The organism is Pontixanthobacter gangjinensis (assembly GCF_009827545.1).
Taxonomy (GTDB): Bacteria; Pseudomonadota; Alphaproteobacteria; order Sphingomonadales; family Sphingomonadaceae; genus Pontixanthobacter; species Pontixanthobacter gangjinensis.
On sequence record NZ_WTYS01000001.1, the window covers coordinates 226,348 to 245,397 of the forward strand.

The window sequence follows — 19,050 nt, forward strand, 5'->3', positions numbered from 1 at the left end:
TCAGCTAACCGCTTCAGCCGCATTATCGTCGCTGGCCGGCTTACGCCTGCGCGGCGCACGCTTGGGTTTTTCCGGCGCTTCTTCGGATAGAGCGCCAATTGATGGCGGAAGCGCCGCTGCATCAATCTCGCCACTGCCCGCATCCATTTTGGGTTTGGCAACTCTAGGCTTGCGAGGCCGCTTGACTTCGCGAGTTACGATTGCGTCGTCGCGCTGAGCTTCGTCCTTGGCTTGGCCTTCATTGCGATCACCACCCTCCGAGACACCTTCATCGCGCCTGCTTCGGCCACGTCCGCGGCCGTGTTGCTGCCGATCTTCACGGGGCCGATCTTCACGGGGCCGATCATTGGTATTGCGGTCATTGGGGCGCCGCTGGTTAGGCCGGCGATCTTCATTGTCGCCGCCTTCAGCATTGTCGCCATCATTATCACCGCGTTCGTCCTGACGCTTCGCACGCGATTCGTCCTGCCGCGCCTTATTATCGGCAATCACACGAAAATAATGATCGGCGAATTGCAGATAATATTCTGCCTGTACGCGATCATCATTATGCTGCGCGTCCTGTGCCAGCTTTTTATATTTATCGAGCATCTGCGCCGCATTTCCGCGCGCACGATTATCAATTCGGTTGGCCTGATTACCACCTGCTGGACCGCGATTGGTATTTGGACGACCGCGGCCACGGCGATTGCTGTTATTGTTACGATTGTTATTCAAGGAATTCTCTTCCCGGTAGCGACCATTGGCGGCGTGAAATATGCCGGCCTGGTCAAATGAGCCCTCGCCGCGATTGAATTATCGCGAACCGCGCTGCCCCATCTGCAATTTGCCTGTTCCGTTCGCCAAAGCACCCGTGTGCACGCGTATCGCAAATGTTGGAGCTAGACCGGGTTCGGAACGAAAACACTGCGAACCACTGATCTGAAGTAGGAGGTAACCACTGTTTGCGCCTTTGCCAAGCCTTTATCGCAACAATAGCGCGCGCGGCCTGTGGGCAAGATCGCGATGAAGCTCAGTCTGGAAACCGGATTGCTGCGCGATCCGGGCAACGGACACATCTTGCTGATAGCCGATCTCCAGCACCGCGACACCTTGCTGGGTGAGTAGGTTTCGCAATTGTGGGACCAGAATCCGGTAATCATCGAGCCCGTCTGGCCCGGCATAAAGCGCCTTTGCAGGCTCATAATCAGCGACCGATTTTTCGAGCGCGACTGTCGTTTCGACATAGGGCGGATTGGCAACAATCAGATCGAATCGGCCAAGCGCATCAGCCCAGCCATCTTCCGTCCAATCGGCATGGATCAAATGCGCGCGATCCGCCACACCTAGCTTGGCCGCATTGGCCGCCGCAACAGAGACTGCGGCAAGCGATTCATCGATCCCTATCCCGGTGGATTGTGGCAGTTCAGCCAGCAGAGTCAGCAGCAACACCCCTGACCCGGTCCCGAGATCAAGAATCCGGGCATCCGGCTGACAATTAGCCAAAGCGGTTTCGATGATGGTCTCGCTGTCGGGGCGCGGTATCAGTACATCGGGCGTGACTAAAAATTCGCGGCCGAAAAACTCCTGATGACCGAGGATATAGGCAACAGGCTCATAATTTGTACGGCGCTGCAGCAAATCGGCGAATTGCCGCGGGACTTCCAAGCCAGACCCGCTCAAGAGCATTTGAGAACGCGAAATGCCAAGCGCATGGGCCATCAACAATTCGGCATCGAGCCTCGCTGTGTCAGAGATATCGCCAAGCTGATTGGCCGCTTCGCGCAAGGTGGCGGCAACCGAATTCATGATTCTAGCGTGGCGAGCCGCTTAGCTTCGTCTTCAGCGATCAACGCGTCGATCAATTCGGGCAGACCTGATCCTTCGAGCACTTCGGTCAATTTGTGCAGCGTCAGACCAATCCGGTGGTCGGTCACGCGCCCTTGCGGGAAATTATACGTCCGGATACGTTCGCTGCGGTCGCCGCTGCCGACCATGGCCTTGCGCGCTTCCGCCTCGGCCCCGTGTGCCTCGGCGCGCTTCAAATCGTACAGCCGCGTGCGCAGGACCTGCATCGCCTTGTCTTTGTTCTTGTGCTGGCTGCGCTGATCCTGTTGGATTACAACCAGTCCGGTCGGCAAGTGAGTCAGGCGCACAGCGGAATCGGTGGTGTTGACGTGCTGACCGCCCGCTCCGCTGGCGCGGTAGATGTCGATTTTGAGATCATTTGCGTCGATATGAACATCGACCTCGTCCGGTTCCGGCAGGACCGCGACGGTCGCCGCCGAGGTGTGAATTCGCCCGCCACTTTCAGTGACCGGAACGCGCTGAACACGGTGGACACCACTTTCGAATTTCAGTTTGGCGAACACGCCGGTGCCCTGAATATTGGCGACAATTTCTTTGAAGCCGCCCACATCGGACGCACTCATGCTCACTGGCTCAACCTTCCAGCCCATTTCGCCAGCATATTTCTCGTACATCCGGTAGAGGTCGCCCGCGAACAAGGCCGCTTCGTCGCCGCCGGTGCCTGCGCGGATTTCGAGCATGGCAGGGCGGCTGTCGGCGCTGTCACGCGGCAGCATCGCGATGGACAGTGCGCGTTCTTTTTCGGGCAATGTCTGCCGTAATTGAGCCAGCTCTTCATCCGCCAGCGCCTTCATTTCAGGATCTTCGGTCATCACCGCAAGCTCAGCGATTTCAGCTCGGATCTCGCTGACTTCAATGGCGAGTTTCGCAACAGGTTCAAGCTCGGCATAATCGCGGCTGGCCTTGACGAACTCCTCCCCCTCCAAGGTACCCGAAGCCATCCGCGCCTCAAGTTCAGCGAAGCGATTTGTGATCTGGCGGAGGCGGTCAGCGGTGATGGTCATTTTGACAAAATCTCGGCGGCGAGGAGTATTTCAGTGACCTTGTAAACAATCCCTTCTTCTCCTCGGGCAGGGGCGTCTGACATTCCTTCACCGCCTAAAGACAATATCGCCCGCGGACTCGCATTGGAAGCTTTGGTAAAGCGTTTGCGCGGAGAACCGCTCGCAAAAAGTTCGGATACAAGCCCATGTTTTCTTAACTCGCTTACAGCTGCAATTCCCTTGCAGAGCATCTCGTCATTTTCGACCACTACAATTACATCTGCTACAAGCTCATTCTTCTCCCCCACCAGCATCGCCAGCCGCTCGATCCCCGCAGCCCAGCCGACCGCAGGCGTTGCCGGACCGCCAAGGCCCTCCATCAATCCGTCATAACGTCCGCCGCCCAGCACTGTACTTTGTGCGCCGAGAGCCGATGCCGCCGCACTGCCTACGTCGGGGATGAACTCGAACGCTGTGTGACGGTAATAGTCGAGTCCGCGCACCAGGCTTTCGGCGCGGACCCACTTTACCCCTGCTGCATCCAGCCCGCTGGTAACAGCGCCGAAAAATGCCCGTGCTTCGTCTGACAAAAAGTCATCAATCTTGGGTGCATTGGCCAAAAACGGCTTGTCGCGCCGGTCCTTGCTATCGAGAATCCTCAGCGGGTTTTTCTCAAGCCTCTCCTGCGAATCTTCGCTCAACTGGTCTTTGACCGCCATGAAATATTCGATCAACGCAGCGCGCCACGCCTCGCGGCTGGTGCCATCGCCGAGCGTATTGAGGTGCAGCGTTACGCCTTCAATACCCAGCTCCTTCAACATCTGGTCGGCCATTGCGAGCAGTTCGACATCGGCTTGCGGTTCACCTGCTCCGATAATTTCGGCATCAATCTGATGGAACTGGCGGTAGCGGCCCTTCTGCGGTCGCTCGTAACGGAACAAAGGACCGTGCGTTGCCAATTTGAGCGGCGCATGTTGCTGCCAGCCATTGGTGATGTAGGCACGCGCAATTCCGGCGGTAAATTCTGGCCGCAGCGTCAGCGATTCCCCGCCGCGATCATCGAAGCTGTACATTTCCTTCGACACAACATCGGTGGTTTCGCCCAGCGAACGCGCGAAAACTTCGGTCTTTTCGAAAACCGGCATTTCTGCCCGCCGAAAACGGTAAAGCTTGCGCACGCGTTCGAAGGTTTCGACCACGAACGCAAATGCCTCTGCATCGGGTCCGAAAATATCCTGTGTGCCGCGTATCGCATGTGGTGTCTTGCTGCTCATAATCGCCGCTTAGGCGAGTGCGACCACACTCGCAATAATCACCCCGCAATATCTGCGCCTTGCCGCATTGCAGCATTTTCGTTCTTGGCGATGCTGTCAGTGACCGCTAAGGGCGCGCCTATGGATATCAGCAAAATCAGCATTGGCGACAATCCGCCAGAGAGCCTTAACGTCATCATCGAAGTACCCACTGGCGGCGAACCGGTGAAGTATGAATTCGACAAAGCATCGGGCGCATTGTTCGTGGACCGCATCCTACACACGCCAATGCGGTATCCCGCCAATTACGGCTTCATTCCGCACACTTTGTCGCCAGATGGCGATCCGCTGGACGCTCTGGTAATTGCGCGCACCCCCTTCATCGCAGGCTGTGTCGTCCGCGCACGCCCGATTGGCGTGCTCAATTTGGAAGACGAGCACGGCGGCGATGAGAAGCTGATCTGCGTGCCAGTCGACACAACGTTCCCCTATTATTCTGACGTCGGCGAAACCAAGGATTTGCCGTCAATCATCTTTCAACAGATCGAACATTTCTTCACCCATTACAAAGACCTCGAAGCTGAAAAATGGGTGCGTATCGGCAATTGGGGCGATGCGGAGGAAGCGCGTCAGATTGTTATCGAGGCGATAGAGCGAGCAAAAGCGTAACGCCTATTCAATTGGACGCTCTGAATCGAGCAGATCATCGTCGCCCAAATCTGCTGCTCGTTCAGCTCTTACCATTTCCGAAATCTCGGTGACGGGCGAAACATCCTCATCCGGCAAAGGCGGTCGCACGGGTTTGTCCGGCCTTTCTACCTTTGGTTTCTCGCCAGTGGTCATAGTCGCTGCCCCTTCAAAATTGAGCGGAGCCGCCGAGTCGAACCGCAAGCGGTAAATCGGTTCCGGCAGGGCAAACCCATTGTTTTCAAGTGCGTCTTTAACCGCATGGATCGCCCTGCTTCGCGCTTTGTAGATATCCGCCTGCTGTTGATCGATCCAGCCCAGGTAGCGGATGACAATGTTGGAATCGCCCACCTGTTCAATCCTTGCGCTTGGCTCGGGATTGTCGAGCACAAATGGCAGCTCCTTGAGGACACTGACCCCGAGACAACGCGCAGCGGTTGGATCATCTTCCGCATCCACGCCCAATTCAAAGTCGAATCGGCGCTGCGGGTTGCGGGTGAAATTGGTGATGACCGCTTTGAAAACAGTCGAATTTGGCACGCGCAGATGGTTACCGTCCATCGTCATCATCACCGTTGCACGGCTAGTCAGGCGGATAATCCGCCCCTCAAGATCATCGATCAGGACATGATCATTGGCCTGAAACGGTTGGCGGAGGCTAAGCATCAGCGACGCGACGTAATTCTCAATTGTTTCGCGCATCGCAAAGCCAAGCGCGATACCAATTACACCGGCTCCGCCAAGCACCGCGCCCAGCAAAGCGCCTGCGCCGATCATATCGAGAGCAATCACCGCCCCGCCAATAACAAACACAAACCGGATCGCGCTGGCGATGAGTTCTGCCAAGAAAACGTTGGGTGAAATTCGGCGCCAGAACCCGCGAAGACCCGCAATCGCGTAGCCAAGCAGGCTGATAAGCAGTGCCACGAGAAAAGCCGCGCCAAGCAAGGGCAGGAACTTCACAAAATCGGTAAACCGCTCCGACAGGCTGCCCAACGCGCCCAAATTTTCGCCAATTGATACATCGCGCTCAATTTTGTTTTGCACAGTCACCACGCCATCAATCTGATCAGCGAGCCCTTCGGCTTCATCGATATCGGCTTGCGATGCGAGCGCACCATTTAATGTGACAACGCCCTGCTCAACTTCAACTGTGACGGCGGAGAGATGATCCAGAACCCCATAAATTCCGCGAAGCCGCTTTGCGATGCGCTCGTCTTCGCCGGGGACGATCTCCGGCTCGATCAGTTGCGCGGGAGCGGGTTCCCCGGCTTCAGTCTCCGGAGCCGCGGGGAGTATCGCGTAGGCTGGCCCGGTTAACATCAAAAGGCACATTGCCACCGCTTGCCATATCTTGCGCATTGTCATTCTCCTGCAACAGTCATCCCGTCGATCCGCAAGGTCGGCGCGTTGATTGCACGGTACATTTCCAAATCGCTTGCAGGGATTAAAGCGGCGAACATATCCAATAGGTTCCCCGCAATCGTAAAATCGGCAACCGGCCCTACCAATTCACCGCTGCGAATCCGGAAACCGGACGCTGCCCGGCTGTAGTCGCCAGTCAGGCCGTTCACACCCTGCCCGACCAATTCAGTCACGAGCACACCATCGCTGATTTCGGCAATCATTTCCTCGCGGCTGATCTCACCCGCTTCCATATGGACATTGCTGGCCGAGATTCCCGGTGCACCGCCGCCGCTACGAGCAGCGTGGCCGGTTAGCGGCAAATCAAGCTGGCGCGCAGCGGCGCTGTTGAGAAGCCAGCCCGTGCATTTACCAGCCTCGACCAAGGCTCGCGCTGCTGTGGGCAAGCCCTCGCCATCAAACGGGCGCGAGCGGGGGCCGCGTAGGCGGTGGGGGTCATCCAGGATGCGGATGCTCGCTGGAAATAATGTGTCGTCGATTCGGTCCAGCAGGAAAGTTGATCGCCGCGCCGCCGACATTCCGCTCATCGCCGCGATCAAATGGCCGATCAAAGTTCCGCTAACCCGCGGATCGAACAGAACTGGCATAGCGCCGCTCGGCAATTTACCGGGATTCATGCGTGCAATCGTACGCTCCGCAGCGGTCAGGCCAATGGATGCGGGGGACGGCAAATCCTCCAGATAATGCGCGGCGCGATACTCATAATCGCGCTGCATTGCGTCACCTTCGCCTGCGATCAGGCTGGCGCTGAGTGCATGCGAGGTCGATTCGAAGCCGCCAGAAAAACCGTGGCTGGTCACCAGCGCCACGACCGAGCGGCTAAAACCTGCATTCGCTCCGCCGCTATTGGTCACGCCCTCCACCGCACGCGCGGCATCTTCCATTTCCAAAGCCCGGTCTCGCAATGAAGCCGGAGTTGGCTCAGCTGGATCGCTCAAGTCGTAATCGGCGTGACCAGTCCGTGCCAACAAATCTGAAGGGGCAAGGCCCGCGAAAGGATCTTCAGGCGCGAGCCTTGCCATCGCGACCACGCGCTCGGTCAATTCGGCGAAGGCCTCATCGGAGAAATCGCTGGTGCTGATAGTTGCCGAACGCTGGCCTAAGAACACGCGAAGACCTATTTCCTCACCTTCTGACCGCTCAACATCTTCCAACGCGCCCAACCGGACAGAGACGCTTTCGGACGCGCTGGCCGAAGTAACCGCGTCCGCAGAATCGGCGCCCTTCTTCACGGCGAGGCCAATTAACTCCGCGCAACGTTCTTGCGCTTGTTCCGGTGTAATCATGTTAGTGTGCTGGTCCGTTTCATGTCAGCGGACCTAGTGATCTAATGCATCGCAGGCAATGTAGCATACAGCCTGCGAAAGCCGTCAGCCAATCAAAGCAATCGCCTTAAACAACCCGGTCAGCGCAAATGGGAGACCGATGGCCAACAACCACAACAGCGCAAGATCTCGCCGGAAAGCTGGTGCCAGCGATGGGTCGGACGCCTGTGCATCGCTTAGATTGCGCCAGCGACGCTCGAAGGAGCGGCAAGCCGGGATGATGCCGACCACAAGAACCACAAGCGCAAAGAGGGCCAGCGATTTGAAACCGGTTTCTTTCATCGCACCGACAGTCGCAAAGATATGCAGCGCAGTATAAATAATCAGCGCATAGGCGACATGATCGCTCATGCTCTTACGCCAATCGCGCCCGCGCAATTTTGCGACCGGTGCAGTATCTTCCAAAATCTTGTTCATGCGTCCTCTCCCCAGAGTGGCATTTTCCCTCAATTCGATTCGAAGTGTCACAGATTTCCGCACAAAGTTCAAGCGCAGTAACCAAACCGAAACCGGCGATGTGTTCTATCAGCAAATATGCTGGTCATGCAGGAATCCTGCCAATTTAGGGCAAACGGGGCTTTTCAAGGCGTCCTGCAATGCTACATGGTGGAGTTATGAGCGAGATCATACACGCCGAACCCACCGCGTCCGTGGATGCCAACGCCCCCATGCCACAAGGCGGACTGGAAGTTATTTCCATCGCCAAAAGCTATGACAAGCGAGCGGTCCTGACCGACATTTCCCTGACTGTGGGTAAGGGAGAGGTGCTTGGACTGCTTGGCCCCAATGGCGCGGGCAAGACCACCTGCTTTTATTCAATCATGGGCCTGGTTCGCCCTGATTCCGGGCGTATCTTGATGGATGGCGATGATGTCACCAAACTGCCGATGTATCGCCGCGCGATCCTTGGGCTCGGTTATCTACCTCAGGAAACCAGCATTTTTCGCGGAATGACTGTGGAGCAAAATATCAATTGCGTGCTCGAAATGGTCGAGCCTGACAAGGAAACCCGCGCGGCTGAACTGGAACGGCTGCTAGACGAATTCGGCTTGGTGAAATTACGCGCTTCGGCAGCAATGGCGCTATCGGGTGGTGAACGACGGCGCTGCGAGATTGCCCGCGCATTGGCAGCCAAACCCTCCATCATGCTGCTCGATGAACCGTTTGCCGGAATTGACCCGCTGTCGATCAGCGACATTCGCGATCTGGTCAAAGATTTGAAGACCCGCGGCATCGGCGTGCTCATAACTGACCATAATGTTCGTGAGACACTCGAAATCGTTGACCGCGCCTGCATCATTTATGGCGGACAAGTGCTGTTTGCCGGCACGCCTCAAGATCTGGTCGCGGATGAGAATGTGAAGCGCCTGTATCTGGGCGAAGGCTTCACTTTGTGATGAGAATTCTGGCGGGACATTGATTTATGGCCTTGGGGCCGCGCCTAGACCTCCGCCAATCGCAATCGCTGGTTATGACTCCCCAGCTGCAGCAAGCTATCAAGCTGCTGGCGCTGTCAAATCTCGAAATCGAAACCTTCATCGGAGATGCGCTGGAGGCTAACCCGCTGCTCGAAGCTGGCGAGATCCAAAGTCAGGACGCGCCCGATAATGCTGGCGATGCAATTTCAGAACCCTCTGCTGATGGCCCAGCCGGAGATGACACCGCACTAGATATCGACAGCAGCGCCATCGATGTGGACCGTGACACCGGCGACGGGCAAACTGGCGATGGCGAATGGGGGGCAGCTGGCTCTGCAAGCGGTTCCATATCCGATGACATGCCTGGGATTGAGGAGCGCAGCACTGCTACTATATCGCTAGCTGACCATCTTGAAGAACAAATCGGCGGAGCCACCAGCAATCCTCGCGAAGAATTTGCCGCGCGTTACCTGATCGGCCTGCTCGATGAAGCAGGCTATCTCGGCACCGATTTGCGCAGCGCAGCGCTCGATCTCGATATGAACCCAAGCGAGGTAGAAAGCGCGCTGAAAGCCGTCCAGTCGCTCGATCCCACCGGTGTCGGAGCAAGGACACTGAGCGAATGTCTCGCTTTGCAAGCACGCGAAGCCGACCGTTATGACCCCTGCATGGCGCGTTTGATCGACAATCTTGATCTGGTCGCGAAAGGCGAATTCGCCCGACTGAAGCGCATGTGCGATGTCGATGACGAGGATTTTGCCGATATGCTGAACGAGCTGCGCAGCTATGACCCCAAACCGGGGCTAGCCTATGGCGGCGATCCCGAAAGCGCGGTTCTACCCGACATTCTCATATCACCCGGCAAGGCTGAAGGCTGGGATATTAGGCTAAACGAAGCGACATTGCCGCGGCTTGTGGTCAATCGCGGTTATTTTGTCGAATTGCGCGAAGGTTGCACCGACAAGGAATCGCGCGGCTGGCTGAATGAAAAACTGGCCGATGCAAACTGGTTGATAAAGGCGCTTGATCAGCGTCAGAAAACCATTCTCAAGACCGCTGCGGAAATCGTAAAGAAGCAGGAAGGTTTTTTCAAACATGGGGTGTCAGAATTGCGTCCTTTGACTTTGCGTGAGGTCGCCGAAGAGATCGATATGCATGAAAGCACCGTCAGCCGGGTGACCAGCAACAAGTATCTGCACTGCGATCGGGGCACATTCGAGCTCAAATATTTCTTCATGAGCGGGGTTGGCGCAGATGCAGACGGCGAAGGCGGCGCGTCTTCGGAAAGCGTCAAGGCGCGAATAAAGTCACTATGCGATGCGGAAGACCCGAAAAAAATCCTCTCCGATGATAAATTGGTCGAGTTACTCAAGGCAGAAGGCTTCGACATTGCGCGCCGCACCGTGGCCAAATATCGCGAAGCAGTTGGCATCGGCAGCAGCGTTCAGCGGAGGCGAACCAAAAAGCTCAACAGTTTTTGAACGTAATCTTTTGTGTGGGGACCCTTAGACGCCGAGCGCCTGCATCCGCAGGCTTGGCGCCGCACTACCGGGCGACGCGCGGTCAGCGCGGTAGGCTATCGAAGCGCAAGCGACCAATGATGTCTGAGGCTAAACAAGCAAAATACCCGTGACTCAAAAGCCACGCGACTCGTGGAGTCAGGCGGGTTTACGACTTATTAACCTTTTTTGTTCAGAAGTTTTGTGGTTAATCCAATGCAACACTGATTATCGAAGTGTTACTAAACGAATTCGGGGCAAAGGGGAATTCCCATGCGGGTACTGTTGATTGAAGACGAGCCGACAACGGCAAAAGCTATCGAGCTCATGCTTACAACAGAAGGGTTCAATGTCTACTCGACCGATTTGGGCGAGGAAGGTTTGGATCTGGGTAAACTGTATGATTACGACATCATCCTGCTGGATCTTAATTTACCGGACATGCACGGATATGATGTGTTGAAGAAATTGCGCGTTGCCAAGGTGCAGACGCCGGTTCTGATCCTTTCGGGTATCGCAGAAATGGACAGCAAAATCCGCAGCTTCGGCTTCGGTGCTGATGATTATGTGACCAAGCCGTTCCACCGCGAAGAACTGGTTGCACGCATTCATGCGGTTGTCCGCCGCTCGAAAGGCCACAGCCAATCGGTCATCCGCACCGGCAAGCTGGCCGTGAACCTTGATGCCAAAACTGTAGAAGTTGACGGCGCCCGTGTTCACCTGACCGGCAAAGAATATGCGATGCTCGAGCTTCTTTCGCTTCGCAAGGCCACGACGCTCACTAAGGAAATGTTCCTCAACCACCTTTATGGTGGAATGGACGAGCCTGAACTCAAGATCATTGACGTCTTCATTTGCAAGCTGCGCAAAAAACTCAGCCATGCATGTGACGGCGAGAATTATATCGAAACTGTGTGGGGCCGTGGTTACGTCCTGCGCGATCCGGAAAGTGCAGCCGCAGCTGCGTAATTTCCGAACAAAATTATAGTCTCCTAATTGCAGCGAGGGCGCCCGGGATGGAAACATGCCGGGCGTTTTCGTTTGAGTTAACCCGATGCCAACGCTCCTACCCTAAGCGGATTACATGAGTTCGAGCAGCCTCTCTCCTCAGCGTTCCCACACACGCATCCATGCGATTGACGCCATTCGCGGGTTTTGCCTGCTCAACATTTTCGTGAACCACATAACAGTCGGTTTTCTGAACGGCCTTTCACCATCAAGGATCATGTTTTCCGACAGCGCAGAAGCATTTGTATTCCTCGCCGGAATATCATGCTTTCTGGCCTATGGGGCCTATGGCGGCAAAAATTTCACTGCCATCAATCGCCAGCGAATATGGCACCGCGCCATTACGCTGCTCTGGGTCAATTCGCTGATTGCTTTGATATCGGTCGCGATTCTGCTGATCGCAGCGAGAATTGCCACACCAGCCGAACCTTCGCTGTTTCCTACAGAATTGATTAAAGAACACGGCATCGTCCCTTACCTCTGGCATGTACTGACAATGCAGGAGACCGCCGGATACTCGGTTGTGTTGCGGCTCTATGTCGCGCTGATGCTGGCCGCGCCGCTGTATATCTGGCTGGCTGGTAAACGGTTCTGGTACCCGCTTATTCCGGCAGGACTGTTGTGGCTTGGTGCCGGGCATTTTGGCCTTGCCGAAAGCAACAGTTTAAGCGGCGTCCCGCTCGCTCTTACCTTGCTGCCGTGGAACATGGTGTTTGCATCGGGTATCGCGCTGGGAGCGGCTATCGCTCAAGGCAAAGCATTGCCACAAAGCAGGCCCCTGACATTTGCTGCAGCTGCTCTGGTGCTTGCAGGGCCGGTATGCTTCACTGTTCTCACGCGTCTTTCGCCAGATATTCTGGCCTGGGTCGATACGCGCAATGATTATTTCTGGACAGGGGCAAGCAAGTCTCTGCAATCGCCGCTTCGTGTCGCCTATATGCTCGCGCTTGCCTATCTGGTTATCGCCCTGAGAAAAGCGCCGGTCATCAGGTTAGTCTACGGCGTTTCGCCCGGAAATGTTTTGACGATATTGGGCCGTCGCTCGCTCGAAGTCTTCTCGGTTGGCGCGGTTCTCGCGCTCGTTGCCGACCAAGTGCTGTGGGCGCTGTTCACCCATGATGTTGTTACCTCAGGATCATTAGGCGCGATCGCGATAGAGGGCGCGATGTGCGGCTTGGCGGTATTCGCCATGCTGCGCGCGGCACAAAGCAAACGGTTTACCGCTGACGCAATCGGCTCAACCATTGCAAGATTCATGACCAATCAGGCCGCTCCAACGCAAACTGCTGCCAAAATCTGAAAGCGTGTACAAAGTGTCCGCGCTTGAGAGTAAGGACAAGACCCACTACACGCACGCCCCATGACTGCGCATAAACCCGGTGACCCGACCACCCTGAACCGCCTCTATGGCCGATCCATCGGCAAGCCTTTGCGCGCCTTCCAGCAAAGTCTGGTCGATGATTTCTTGCCACAGATTGCGGTGCCGGATGAAGGTCCGGTTACGGCCGAGCGATTGTTCGGAGACGACCGCCCGATGCATTTCGAGATCGGCTTCGGTTCGGGCGAACATATGGCCGACCGCGCCGAAAATTTGCCCGATCACGGATTTATCGGAGCCGAACCGTTCCTCAACGGCGTGGCGGCGGCGCTGGGCCATGTGAAGGAACGCACGCTGCCCAATATCCGCCTGCATCACGGCGACGCGCTGGAGGTGCTCGCGCGTATTCCCGATGGCTCGCTCAGCTTCGCCTATCTTCTCCACCCCGACCCGTGGCCCAAGGCGCGCCATGCAAAGCGCCGGATGATGAATGACGGGCCGGTCGAAATGCTCGCCGCCAAGCTTAAACCGGGCGGCGAATTTCGCTTCGGCACCGACCACGACATCTATCTGCGCCACGCGCTGATGATTATGCGGCGGCACTCGGACACATTCGAATGGCTCGCCGAAGGGCCGCAAGACTGGCAAAATCGCCCGAGCGGCTGGAGCGAAACCCGTTATGAGCGCAAGGCGCGCGATGTGTTCGGGCATGAGGTGTGGTATTTCAAATATCGGCGACGGTAATCGATGATTGGAGCCAAAAGTCTGGTTGGCGCTCCCTTCCTGCTATTGGGGCTGGTGTTTGTGGGCGCAAGCGCAGTGAGGACATGGGAAGTGAACGCTTTGGCCGTTACCGGAGCGCACACGCTTGGTGAAGTCTCCAGCATGACCCGCAAATCGAACAACGCGAGACGTGGGGGCCGTAGTTGGCATGCAGGCGTGGTGTTCAAAACCGCGGCTGGTGCAGAAATCGGCTTCGTGAACAGACAGGGCAGCGCCCTTCGTTCATTCGACAAGGGCGAGATTGTGGAGGTCGCTTACGATCCGGCAAATCCCGAAAATGCGATAATCAACAATTTCTGGACCCGCTCCGCATCGGTTTTTGATGCACTCTTTGCCAGCATCTTCGTTGCACTGGGCGGCTGGTTGATCCGGCGAGATCGCAGGGAAGCCAAGGAAACCGGCTGGGGCCGCTAACCCACCACCCCCGCAGCCGCCAGCACTGCCAGCGTTAGAATATCCGGCGCATTGGCGGTCATCGGGGCCAGCTGGACCGGTTTTTCCATACCAATCAGCATCGGGCCGATAGTGTCATCGCCGCCTAGCTCCCGCAGAATTTTGGCAGACAGATTGGCCGATTGCAGGCCGGGCATCACCAGCACATTTGCGGGGCCTGATAGGCGACTGAACGGATAAAGCGCCATGACTTTCGGATTGAGCGCGGCATCGGGCGCCATTTCCCCTTCATATTCAAAGCCGGGGTCTTCCCGATCCAATATTGCAACCGCGCCGCGAATATTGTCGAGCCATTTTCCGCTCGGATTGCCGAAGGTTGAATAGGACAGGAACGCCACGCGCGGTTCATGGCCCATACGGCGCGCAACAGCGGCAGTTTCGCGCGCGATATGCGCCAGTTCTTCCGCGCTTGGGCGTTCGTTTATTGTTGTATCAGCAAGGAACGTTGTGTGGTTTTTGCCGATCATCATGTGGATGCCAAACGGCAGAGCTCCCTTCTTCGCATCAAGCACAAGATTCACTTCGCGGGCCGATTGCGCGAATGTTCGGGTCAGGCCCGAAATCATCGCATCGCCATGCCCCAGCGCGACCAGCAAAGCTGAAAATACATTGCGTTCCTGATTGACCATCCGGCGCACGTCGCGCTCTGTAAAACCGCGCCGCTGAAGCCGCTTGTAAAGGAAGTCGACCATTGCCGGCACATGTTCCGAATCAGCCGAGTTCTGGATTTCGAAGTCACCAGGATTATCCACGCCCAGCATATGGAGTTTATTCGCCACCGCTTTTGTACGGCCAACCAACACTGGCGTGCCGTATCCGAAATCGCGGAACTGAATTGCTGCGCGCAGCACCACGTCTTCCTCCGCCTCGGCAAATACCACCCGCTTAGGGTTGGCCTTCGCGATTTCATAGGTGTTGGTGAGCACCGAGGTGGTCGGATTGAGTCGGGCCTTTAATGACAGACGGTAAGCGTCGAAATCATCGATTGGAGCCTGAGCGACGCCCGAATCCATCGCAGCCTTGGCCACGGCAGAGGAAACGACTTCCATAAGGCGCGGATCGAACGGTGCAGGAATGATATAGTCAGTGCCGAATTTGTGGTTCTTACCATAGGCGGCAGCCACTTCATCGGGAACGCGTTGCCGCGCCAGATCTGCGATGGCGTGTGCCGCAGCAACTTTCATTTCTTCATTGATCGCGGTCGCACGAACATCGAGCGCACCGCGGAAAATGAACGGGAAGCCAAGAACATTATTGACCTGATTGGGATAGTCGGAACGACCGGTCGCAATAATCGCGTCGGGGCGAACTGCTTTGGCATCATCAGGAGTAATTTCTGGGTCGGGATTGGCCATCGCGAAGATAATCGGGCTCTTGGCCATTTTCTTGACCCATTCGGGCTTCAGTGCGCCTGCCGCCGACAGGCCGAGGAAAATATCCGCGCCGTCGAGCGCTTCTTCCAATGTCCGCGCTTCGGTAGGCACAGCATGTGCGCTTTTCCATTGGTCGACATTCTCCCGGCCGGGATAAATCGGTCCGCTTCGGTCGCACACGGTCACATTTTCATGCGGAACGCCGATCGACTTTATCAGAGCGGTGCAGGCGAGCGCAGAAGCGCCAGCTCCATTCACGACCATTTTCACGTCTTTGAAATCGCGCCCGGTCAGGAAGCAGGCGTTAATCAATCCAGCCGCAGCAATAATCGCAGTTCCGTGCTGATCATCATGCATAACCGGAATATTCATCCGGTCGCGCAAAGCCTGTTCGATGATGAAGCATTCGGGCGCAGCGATATCTTCAAGATTAATCCCGCCGAAAGTCGGCTCCATCAGCGCAACAGCTTCGATAAATTTGTCTGGGTCTTCGGTGTCCAACTCGATGTCGATCGAATCCACATCGGCAAAGCGTTTGAACAACACCGCTTTACCTTCCATCACCGGCTTGGATGCCAAGGCACCCAGATTTCCCATGCCGAGAATGGCGGTTCCGTTAGAAATCACCGCAACCAGATTGGCGCGCGCTGTGTATTTTGCCGCATTGGCCGGATCGTCGGCAATCGCCTGGACCGGCGCAGCAACACCGGGGGAGTAAGCAAGCGACAAATCGCGCTGCGTAGCCATTGGCTTGGAGGCGATAATCTCGATTTTACCGGGCCGGATTGTCTCGTGGTAAAACAGCGCCTCGCGCGTCGTGAAGCTATCCTGAGTGTCGTCGGCCACTATATTTCCCCTGCGTATCAATCTGCCAGTCCAGTGAGCCGGCATCTAACCCACGGCGGCGCTAAGCGATAGGGAAAAGGCGACAGGTGGGAGCATAACGCCCGTGACAACGACCTATGAAAGGCGGTCGGGGAATAGATTGTCCTTTCCCTTCACGAATCGAGTGCGGCGCGGGTAACCCCGCAATATGGCCGCCAAGCAGTCCCCGAAACAAACTCCGATGATGGAGCAATATCATGCACTGAAAGCGCAGGCCGAGGGCTGTCTGCTATTCTACCGGATGGGTGATTTCTTTGAATTGTTTTTTGATGATGCGAAGCAAGCCGCCGCCATCCTCGACATCGCTCTGACCGCGCGCGGCAAAGATAGCGGAGAACCGGTGCCGATGTGCGGGGTGCCGGTCCATGCAGCAGAAGGCTATCTAGCACGGCTGATCAAGGCTGGCTGCAGGGTAGCGATAGCTGAACAGGTTGAGACGCCCGAACAAGCCAAAAAGCGCGGTGGGTACAAGGCGCTGGTGCAGCGCGATATCGTTCGTTTTGTAACCGCTGGGACACTGACGGAAGAAGCGCTGCTCGAACCGCGCCGCGCCAATATGCTGGCGGCTGTGTGCGAAGTGCGCGGCATTATCGGGCTGGCAAGTTGCGACATTTCAACCGGCCAGATGGTGCTGGAGGAATGCGACGCTGAAAGTTTGAACGCCGCGCTCGCCCGGATTGGCGCATCGGAAGTCGTCGCGCCGGAAGGCTGGGAGTCGGTGCCTGAAGACGCAATCGAGCGGCCACGCGCAGACTTCAGCAGTGATGAGGGTGAACGGCTGCTCAAATCTTTGCATGAGGTAAAAACGCTCGACGCTTTCGGCGACTTCAGCCGGGCAATGCTGGCTGCCGGGGGCGGGCTTATTGCCTATCTTGATCATGTCGGTCGCGGCAATTTGCCGCTGCTCCTGCCGCCAAGGATCCGCGCTGGAAACGCGCAATTGGCGATGGACGAGGCAACCCGCGCCAGTCTGGAAATTCTGGTCTCGCAGCAAGGCGGGCGGCCAGGTAGCTTGATTGCCGCGGTTGATCGCTGCGTGTCCGGCGCAGGTGCGCGGCAATTGGCGGATGATCTGTCCTCGCCCCTATGCGATCTATCCGCAATTTCGCAGCGTCTTGCGCTGGTTGATTACTTTCACCGCGACCCTTTATTACGCGCCGATTTGCGCGAGGTTTTGCGTGCTCTGCCTGATATTGGCCGCGCGCTTGGAAGGGTCGTCGCTGGCCGAGGCAGTCCGCGCGACCTCGGTCAAATACGCGATGGTCTGGCGGAAGCGCGGCGCATTCGCGACTTCCTAAGTCAGAAAACCGATAGGCCGCCCTTGCTAGATGCATTGCTGCCCATGATGGCGGGGCATGGCGCCTTAGTTGATATGATGCAGCGTGCATTAATTGCCGCGCCGCCAACCGAGCGATCAAATGGTGGCTACATCGCCGAAGGATATGACGCCGCGCTCGACGAGTTGCGCAGCGTATCGGGTAATGCGAGGCGCGCAATCGCAGCGCTAGAGGCACGCTACCGAACTGACACCGGAATTGCCGCACTGAAGATAAAGCACAATGGCGTGCTAGGGTATTTCATCGAAGTGCCAGCCAAACATGCCGATCCGCTAATGTCGGCGGACAGCGGCTTCACCCACAGGCAAACCATGGCGGGCGCGGTCCGGTTTAACTCGCTGTCGTTGCATGAAGAAGCCGGACGGATAAACGAAGCTGGCGGTCATGCGCTTGTTGCAGAAGATGCCCATTTCGAGCAGCTCACCAGTGCCGTTGTGGCGGACCGCCAAGCTATTGCGGTTACTGCAGATGCACTATCGCGGCTTGATGTCAGCGCTGGCCAGGCAGAACGCGCGGCCGAGAGCGACTGGTGCAGGCCGGAGATTTCCGAATCCACTACGCTCGAGATTCTTGGTGGCCGTCATCCGGTCGTGGAGGCTGCCCTAGCCAAATCGGGCGATCGGTTCGTCGCCAATGATTGCATATTGGATGAGTCCGACCGGCTTTGGCTCATAGGCGGGCCCAATATGGGCGGTAAATCGACATTCCTGCGGCAGAACGCGTTAATCGTTCTGCTAGCGCAGGCTGGAGGCTATGTTCCCGCGGCATCGGCCCGCATCGGGCTTGTCGACAGGCTTTTCAGCCGTGTCGGCGCATCGGATAATCTTGCAAAGGGCCGTTCGACTTTCATGGTCGAAATGGTCGAAACTGCGGCCATTCTTTCGCAAGCAACTGATCGCAGCTTCGTTATTCTAGACGAAGTTGGGCGCGGAACTTCAACCTATGACGGCTTGGCTTTGGCATGGGCGGTGGTCGAAGCAGTGCATGAAACCAATCGCAGCCGCTGCCTTTTCGCAACCCACTATCATGAATTGGCTCGGCTAGCCGACAGTTGTGACTCGCTGTCCCTTCACCATGTCCGCGCCCGCGAGTGGAAGGGTGATCTAGTCCTGCTGCACGAATTGGCAGAGGGACCAGCGGATCGTTCTTATGGTCTGGCAGTGGCGCGTCTTGCCGGTATTCCCAAGCCCGTTGTCAAGCGTGCAAAGTCAGTGTTGGACAAGCTTGAAAAAGGCCGCGCTGAAACGGGCGGGCTGGCGGCGGGTCTGGGCGACTTGCCGCTTTTCGCCGCTATAATAGAGCAGGAAGGTACGCAGGATACCGGCATCCTCGCGCAATTGATGGAGACCGATGTCGACGCTCTATCGCCGCGAGAAGCGCTCGAATTGATCTACCGCCTGAAGCAGGATGCGCAGGCGGCAGAACTCTGAAAATCTACCAAATTTTAAGATTTTC

At 56.7% G+C, this 19,050-nt stretch carries 16 protein-coding genes; 8 read left to right on the forward strand and 8 right to left on the reverse strand.

Going from position 1 to position 19,050, the window contains the following annotated elements:
* From GRI36_RS01045 to hisS, 4 genes are all read right to left on the reverse strand, one after another.
* Complete coding sequence (locus tag GRI36_RS01045; RefSeq protein WP_160596778.1) at positions 1–717, reverse strand: DUF4167 domain-containing protein; 717 nt, start codon at positions 715–717, stop codon at positions 1–3.
* Positions 718–963: 246 nt separating this feature from the next.
* A complete protein-coding gene (gene prmC / locus GRI36_RS01050) occupies positions 964–1,788 on the reverse strand; it encodes a peptide chain release factor N(5)-glutamine methyltransferase (protein WP_160596779.1) in 825 nt (274 codons plus the stop codon).
* Positions 1,785–2,852, reverse strand: coding sequence for a peptide chain release factor 1 (gene prfA, locus GRI36_RS01055; protein ID WP_160596780.1), 1,068 nt, complete (start codon positions 2,850–2,852; stop codon positions 1,785–1,787). Before prfA ends, prmC begins: the two co-directional genes overlap by 4 nt.
* A complete protein-coding gene (gene hisS, locus GRI36_RS01060; RefSeq protein ID WP_160596781.1) occupies positions 2,849–4,105 on the reverse strand; it encodes a histidine--tRNA ligase in 1,257 nt (418 codons plus the stop codon). The genes prfA and hisS overlap by 4 nt, the downstream gene beginning before the upstream one ends.
* 120 nt (positions 4,106–4,225) lie before the next feature.
* Here hisS and ppa point away from each other — a divergent pair, with 120 nt between their 5' ends.
* Positions 4,226–4,753 (forward strand): inorganic diphosphatase, encoded by a 528-nt coding sequence (gene ppa, locus GRI36_RS01065; RefSeq protein WP_160596782.1) that lies wholly within the window; start codon positions 4,226–4,228, stop codon positions 4,751–4,753.
* Between the two features lie 3 nt (positions 4,754–4,756).
* Here ppa and GRI36_RS01070 read toward each other — a convergent pair whose 3' ends face one another.
* The 3 genes from GRI36_RS01070 to GRI36_RS01080 all read right to left on the reverse strand — a co-directional run bounded on the left by GRI36_RS01070 (position 4,757) and on the right by GRI36_RS01080 (position 7,938).
* A complete protein-coding gene (locus GRI36_RS01070) occupies positions 4,757–6,133 on the reverse strand; it encodes a mechanosensitive ion channel family protein (protein ID WP_202392080.1) in 1,377 nt (458 codons plus the stop codon).
* Positions 6,134–6,135: 2 nt separating this feature from the next.
* Positions 6,136–7,482 carry a TldD/PmbA family protein gene (locus GRI36_RS01075; RefSeq protein WP_160596784.1) on the reverse strand — a complete coding sequence of 449 codons (1,347 nt, stop codon included), beginning with the start codon at positions 7,480–7,482 and terminating at the stop codon, positions 6,136–6,138.
* Between the two features lie 84 nt (positions 7,483–7,566).
* Positions 7,567–7,938 (reverse strand): hypothetical protein, encoded by a 372-nt coding sequence (locus GRI36_RS01080; RefSeq protein ID WP_160596785.1) that lies wholly within the window; start codon positions 7,936–7,938, stop codon positions 7,567–7,569.
* Positions 7,939–8,135: 197 nt separating this feature from the next.
* Here GRI36_RS01080 and lptB point away from each other — a divergent pair, with 197 nt between their 5' ends.
* The 6 genes from lptB (at position 8,136) to GRI36_RS01110 (ending at position 13,961) form a co-directional block, all read left to right on the forward strand.
* Complete coding sequence (gene lptB / locus GRI36_RS01085; RefSeq protein WP_160596786.1) at positions 8,136–8,918, forward strand: LPS export ABC transporter ATP-binding protein; 783 nt, start codon at positions 8,136–8,138, stop codon at positions 8,916–8,918.
* Between the two features lie 26 nt (positions 8,919–8,944).
* Positions 8,945–10,420, forward strand: a complete 1,476-nt coding sequence (gene rpoN / locus GRI36_RS01090; protein ID WP_160596787.1) for an RNA polymerase factor sigma-54 — start codon at positions 8,945–8,947, stop codon at positions 10,418–10,420.
* Positions 10,421–10,711: 291 nt separating this feature from the next.
* Positions 10,712–11,407 carry a response regulator transcription factor CtrA gene (gene ctrA / locus GRI36_RS01095; RefSeq protein WP_160596788.1) on the forward strand — a complete coding sequence of 232 codons (696 nt, stop codon included), beginning with the start codon at positions 10,712–10,714 and terminating at the stop codon, positions 11,405–11,407.
* A 115-nt stretch (positions 11,408–11,522) separates the two neighbouring features.
* Positions 11,523–12,746: an OpgC domain-containing protein gene (opgC, locus tag GRI36_RS01100; RefSeq protein ID WP_160596789.1), complete on the forward strand. Its 1,224-nt coding sequence runs from the start codon at positions 11,523–11,525 to the stop codon at positions 12,744–12,746.
* A 60-nt stretch (positions 12,747–12,806) separates the two neighbouring features.
* Positions 12,807–13,508 (forward strand): tRNA (guanine(46)-N(7))-methyltransferase TrmB, encoded by a 702-nt coding sequence (gene trmB / locus GRI36_RS01105; protein ID WP_160596790.1) that lies wholly within the window; start codon positions 12,807–12,809, stop codon positions 13,506–13,508.
* A 3-nt stretch (positions 13,509–13,511) separates the two neighbouring features.
* Complete coding sequence (locus tag GRI36_RS01110; protein ID WP_160596791.1) at positions 13,512–13,961, forward strand: DUF3592 domain-containing protein; 450 nt, start codon at positions 13,512–13,514, stop codon at positions 13,959–13,961.
* Here GRI36_RS01110 and GRI36_RS01115 read toward each other — a convergent pair.
* Positions 13,958–16,219, reverse strand: coding sequence for an NADP-dependent malic enzyme (locus tag GRI36_RS01115; RefSeq protein WP_160596792.1), 2,262 nt, complete (start codon positions 16,217–16,219; stop codon positions 13,958–13,960). The genes GRI36_RS01110 and GRI36_RS01115 overlap by 4 nt on opposite strands.
* 187 nt (positions 16,220–16,406) lie before the next feature.
* On the opposite strand from GRI36_RS01115, the gene mutS reads away from it, so the two are divergent.
* Complete coding sequence (mutS, locus tag GRI36_RS01120) at positions 16,407–19,025, forward strand: DNA mismatch repair protein MutS (protein ID WP_456238408.1); 2,619 nt, start codon at positions 16,407–16,409, stop codon at positions 19,023–19,025.
* Positions 19,026–19,050: the final 25 nt, after the last annotated feature.

Excerpts from the sequence above, each read along its gene's own strand:
- ppa (WP_160596782.1), top strand. The coding sequence starts at position 4,226 with ATGGATATCAGCAAAATCAGCATTGGCGACAATCCGCCAGAGAGCCTT.
- lptB (WP_160596786.1), top strand. The coding sequence starts at position 8,136 with ATGAGCGAGATCATACACGCCGAACCCACCGCGTCCGTGGATGCCAAC.
- GRI36_RS01075 (WP_160596784.1), bottom strand. The coding sequence starts at position 7,482 with ATGATTACACCGGAACAAGCGCAAGAACGTTGCGCGGAGTTAATTGGC.
- trmB (WP_160596790.1), top strand. The coding sequence starts at position 12,807 with ATGACTGCGCATAAACCCGGTGACCCGACCACCCTGAACCGCCTCTAT.
- ctrA (WP_160596788.1), top strand. The coding sequence starts at position 10,712 with ATGCGGGTACTGTTGATTGAAGACGAGCCGACAACGGCAAAAGCTATC.
- GRI36_RS01110 (WP_160596791.1), top strand. The coding sequence starts at position 13,512 with ATGATTGGAGCCAAAAGTCTGGTTGGCGCTCCCTTCCTGCTATTGGGG.
- GRI36_RS01070 (WP_202392080.1), bottom strand. The coding sequence starts at position 6,133 with ATGCGCAAGATATGGCAAGCGGTGGCAATGTGCCTTTTGATGTTAACC.
- GRI36_RS01080 (WP_160596785.1), bottom strand. The coding sequence starts at position 7,938 with ATGAACAAGATTTTGGAAGATACTGCACCGGTCGCAAAATTGCGCGGG.
- opgC (WP_160596789.1), top strand. The coding sequence starts at position 11,523 with ATGAGTTCGAGCAGCCTCTCTCCTCAGCGTTCCCACACACGCATCCAT.
- rpoN (WP_160596787.1), top strand. The coding sequence starts at position 8,945 with ATGGCCTTGGGGCCGCGCCTAGACCTCCGCCAATCGCAATCGCTGGTT.
- prfA (WP_160596780.1), bottom strand. The coding sequence starts at position 2,852 with ATGACCATCACCGCTGACCGCCTCCGCCAGATCACAAATCGCTTCGCT.
- mutS (WP_456238408.1), top strand. The coding sequence starts at position 16,407 with ATGGCCGCCAAGCAGTCCCCGAAACAAACTCCGATGATGGAGCAATAT.
- hisS (WP_160596781.1), bottom strand. The coding sequence starts at position 4,105 with ATGAGCAGCAAGACACCACATGCGATACGCGGCACACAGGATATTTTC.
- prmC (WP_160596779.1), bottom strand. The coding sequence starts at position 1,788 with ATGAATTCGGTTGCCGCCACCTTGCGCGAAGCGGCCAATCAGCTTGGC.